Below are 4304 nucleotides of genomic sequence, written 5' to 3'. Positions count from 1 at the left end.
ACAACCGCTTCGCCCAGACCGGCGTCGACGAGGAGTTCCACAAGGGCGAGAGCAGCTTCGGCCGCCAGTACGGCGACCCGACGCACACGCCGAACGTGAACCTCGGTCCGATCGCGCAGGCGCCGTACTACGCACTCCCGCTCGTGCCGACGCCGCTCGGCACGGCGCTGGGCCTGCGCACCGACACCCGCGCCCACGTGCTCGACGCCGACGATGCCCCGATCATGGGGCTCTACGCCGTCGGCAACGACGCGGACTCGGTCATGGCCGCCGAGTACCCGGGCGCCGGCTGCCAGGTCGGCGCCGGCCTCACGTTCGGCTACGTCGCCGGGCGGGATGCCGCGGGGCTCGACAGCGTCTCGACGAAGAACCCGAGCGCGGCGGTGGTGTCGAAGTAGGCGTAGCGCACCCCGTTGCCTCGCACCGACGATCCCTCCTGGCGCACCGCGATCCCGCGCTGCGCCAGGGCGTCGACGACGGCGGCGTGGTCGTCGACGGCGAAGCGCACGTGGTGGAGCCCCGGGCCGCGCTCGTCGAGGAACTCCTGCCAGATGTCGTCGCCGCCACGAGGCGAGAGGAACTCGAGCTCGAGTCCGAACAGGTGGTAGAAGAGCGCCCCGACGCGCGTGTCGGTCGCGCGGCCGCGGTGCGTGGCATCCGGATAGTGGTTCTCCGACCGCGAGGTCGGCTCGACACCGAACACGAGGCGCATGCCCGCCTCGACGGCGTCGAGGTCGGCCACGACGATGCCGACCTGGTCGAGTGCGGAGGCGAGGTCTGCGAGAGCGGGCGGGGTGGGGGATGAGGACATCGGCGTCTCCGGGGATCGTGTGGACTCTGCGCATTGACTATGTGTTGCAGAGTCATAAAGATGTGATCATTGAATTGTCGTGAGGATATAACTCTCGCGACCCCGCCGCACTCCCCCGAAACGAGGAACCGTGGAAGCACGCTGGCTCGAGGCCTTCGTCGCCGTCGCCGAGGAACTGCACTTCGGCCGCGCCGCGCAACGGCTGCACATCGCGCAGTCTCCGCTCAGCCAGACGATCCGCCGGCTGGAATCGAGCATCGGCACCAGCCTGTTCGACCGCAACACGCGCAGCGTCTCGCTCACCCCCGCGGGACGGGCGCTCCTCCCCCTCGCCTACCGGGTGCTGCAGGACATCACCCTGGCGACCGCCGCCGCCCGCGCCGCTTCCGGGCGGGTACACGGCAGCGTGCGCATCGGGTTCTCCGGCGCGTTCAACCACATGACGCTCCCCGTGCTCGCCCGCGCCATCCGCCGCGAGCTGCCCGATGTCGACCTGCAGCTGGTCAGCCGCGTGCGCACCGGCGACGGCATCGCGAAGCTGCGCAACGGCACGCTCGACATCGCCTTCGTGGGCCTTCCCCTCGGCACCGGCGGCGACATCGACTTCCGGCTCATCGCCCGCAGCGAGATGGGCGCCGTGCTGCCGGTCGACCACCCGCTCGCCGACGAGCCCGAGATCGCGGTGCGCCAGCTCGCCGACGACGACTTCCTCTCGATGCCCATGGACGGCTCCTCGACCATGGCCGAGGGCCTCGTGCGCTGCTGCACCGCCGCGGGGTTCCGTCCCCGGGTGACCCAGGAGGTCACCGACCCGTACATGATGCTGACCTTCGTGGCCACCGGCATGGGGGTCACGATCGCCGCCGAGGACCTCGCGTCGATCATGCCCCGCGGCGCCCGCTGGGTGCGGCTCAGTGACGCCCCCTCCTACATGCACCACGGCATCGCGTGGGTGCCGTCGGAGCAGACCGCGGCGGTCTCCGCGGTGCTCGAGCTGTCCCAGCGCATCCTGCCGACGCCCCTGATCCCGGCCGGGACGTGACATCCGAATTGTGCCGAACGGGCGCACAGTCATTGACCTTTTCGATCGTGGACGCGCAAGATCGCCGGTGTCAGGCTGACACGCATCGATCGCAACCGCGGTCGATTGTCAATGACGACGGCACCTGATTCCGGCGTCACCCGAATCGAAAGCGCAGACATGTCAGCGAAGACAGTTCCGCCTCAGCCCCCCAAGAACAACGCCCGCATCGCCGCCGTCTCCGGCTTCGTCGGGAGCGCCCTCGAGTACTACGACTTCTTCATCTACGCCTCCGCCGCGGCGCTCATCTTCCCCCACATCTTCTTCCCCTCCGGCCAGCCCGGCGTCACCACCCTGCTCTCGTTCGCCACGGTCGGCGTCGCCTACGTCGCCCGCCCGTTCGGCGCGATCCTCTGGGGCCACATCGGCGACCGTTTCGGCCGCAAGCGCGCCCTCCTCGCGTGCCTCGTGATCATGGGCGTCGCGACCTTCCTGGTCGGCTGCATGCCCACCTGGGATGCCATCGGCATCGCCGCGCCGATCATCATCGTGGTGCTGCGCCTCATCCAGGGCATCTCCGCCGGCGGTGAGTCGCCCGGGTCGAGCTCGCTCACCCTCGAGCATGCCCCCGACCGCCGTCGCGCGTTCTTCACCAGCTGGACCATGGGCGGGATCATGTTCGGCATCGTGATCTCGAGCCTCGTGTTCATCCCGATCGCGGCCCTTCCCGAAGACGCCCTGCTCAGCTGGGGCTGGCGCATCCCGTTCTGGGCGTCGGCGATCGTCACGGTCGTGGCGATCATCCTGCGGCGCATGCTCGACGAGCCCGAGATCTTCGAGGACATCAAGAAGTCCGACGAGGTGTCGGCGGTGCCGATCGCGTCGCTGTTCGGTCACAACGGGCTCACTGTCGTGCGCATCACCCTGATGTCGCTGTTCACCGTGATCAACACGATGTTCAACGTGTTCCTTCTCGCGTACGGCACGACCGTCGGCGGGATGCCACGCGAGTCGCTGCTGTGGGTCATCACTGTCGCGAACTTCACCGCCGTGGTCGTCGGCCCGTTCGTGGGCATGCTCGCCGACCGCATCGGCCGCAAGCCCGTCTTCCTCACCGGGCTCGTGCTGCAGTCGCTCACGATCTACGCGCTGCTCGCCGCGGTCGACGCCGGCAACCTCGCCCTCACCTGGGTGCTCGGCGTGTTCCTCATCGGCGTCGCGTACACGCTCTCGAACGCGGTCTACCCGGCCTACTTCCCCGAGCAGTTCCCGGCCCGCGTGCGCTACACCGGCATGGCGGTGAGCCTGATGCTCGGTCTCGTGCTCGCCGGCTTCACGCCGACGATCGCCCAGGGCTTCGTGACCGGTGAGGGCAACACGCAGAACTGGCCCGCTGTCGCCTGGTTCACCATCGCGATCGTCGTGATCTCGGGCATCGCGACACTGTTCGCCCCCGAGACCGCGCGCACGCCCACGGCGAAGCTCGGACTCACGCGGGCCGAGCTCAAGGAGGCCGAGGCGGCCCAGGCGCAGCCCGCGACCGAGCGGGTCTCCGCATCGGCGTGACCGACACACCACGCCGGAAGGGATCGGATGCGCGGCATCCGGTCCCTTTCGGCACGACCGAGAGGACGTCACCATGACGACACCGGCCCCCTCCTACCTCGTCGGCCTCATCGGCGCCGGCATCGGATCGTCGGTCACCCCGGCGCTGCACGAGTCCGAGGCGGATGCCGCGGGCCTGCGCTACCTCTATCGCACGATCGACATCGACGTGCTCGGCTACGGCGTCGACGCCACGGTGGAGCTCATCCGCCGGGCCGGCGACCTCGGATACGACGCGCTGAACATCACCCATCCGTGCAAGCTCGCGGCGATCGACGCCCTCGACGAGGTGTCGCCCGACGTCGCACTGCTCGGCTCGGTGAACACGGTGCTGTTCCGGGACGGACGCGCGATCGGGCACAACACCGACCACTCCGGGTTCGCGCGGGGGCTGCGCGACGGGCTCGCCGGTCGCCCGCGTGACGCCGTGCTGCTGGTCGGGGCAGGCGGCGCCGGCGCCGCGATCGCGTACGCGCTGCTGAGCGCGGGCGTGCGCCGCCTCGAGATCGCGGATGCCGCCCCCACCCGCACGGGAGCGGTGATGCGCGCGCTCGCACCGGCCTTCCCCGACGCCGAGCTGCGCGCGCTCGCGCTCGACGAGGTCGCCGACGCCGCCGCCCGGGTCGACGGACTGGTGAACGCGACCCCGGTGGGGATGGTCGGTCACGACGGCATCCCGGTGGATGCCGCGCTGCTCCGCCCGCCGCTGTGGGTCGCCGACGCGGTCTACCGTCCGGTGCGCACGCAGCTGATCGCCGCGGCCGATGACGCGGGCTGCGCGGTGCTCGACGGTGGGCGGATGGTGGTCAACCAAGCGGCCGACACGTTCCGGCTGATCACGGGCATCGAGCCCGACCGGGAGCGCAT

General features: G+C 70.2%; 4 protein-coding genes and 1 pseudogene. 4 read left to right on the top strand and 1 reads right to left on the bottom strand.

Annotated features, from left to right (window positions below):
* The coding region (locus tag ASG00_RS15060) for an FAD-binding protein (RefSeq protein ID WP_162238313.1) at positions 1-398 on the top strand (398 nt) is incomplete at its 5' end.
* Here the strand turns inward: ASG00_RS15060 and ASG00_RS01660 are convergent.
* Positions 320-811, bottom strand: a complete 492-nt coding sequence (locus tag ASG00_RS01660) for a VOC family protein (protein WP_056206374.1) — start codon at positions 809-811, stop codon at positions 320-322. The genes ASG00_RS15060 and ASG00_RS01660 overlap by 79 nt on opposite strands.
* Positions 812-941: 130 nt before the next feature.
* Here ASG00_RS01660 and ASG00_RS01655 point away from each other — a divergent pair, with 130 nt between their 5' ends.
* The 3 genes and pseudogenes from ASG00_RS01655 to ASG00_RS01645 form a co-directional block, all read left to right on the top strand.
* Complete coding sequence (locus ASG00_RS01655; RefSeq protein ID WP_056206372.1) at positions 942-1853, top strand: LysR substrate-binding domain-containing protein; 912 nt, start codon at positions 942-944, stop codon at positions 1851-1853.
* Positions 1854-2012: 159 nt separating this feature from the next.
* On the top strand, positions 2013-3398 hold the full coding sequence (locus tag ASG00_RS01650; protein WP_056206370.1) for an MFS transporter: 1386 nt from the start codon (positions 2013-2015) through the stop codon (positions 3396-3398).
* Between the two features lie 73 nt (positions 3399-3471).
* Positions 3472-4304: pseudogene (locus ASG00_RS01645) on the top strand (shikimate dehydrogenase); the annotation flags it as partial.

Origin of the sequence: Microbacterium sp. Leaf351 (genome assembly GCF_001423825.1) — a bacterium.
GTDB classification, from domain to species: Bacteria; Actinomycetota; Actinomycetes; order Actinomycetales; family Microbacteriaceae; genus Microbacterium; species Microbacterium ginsengisoli.
Note: the sequence above shows the minus strand (reverse complement) of the source record. Positions and strands in the feature narration are given on the sequence as shown.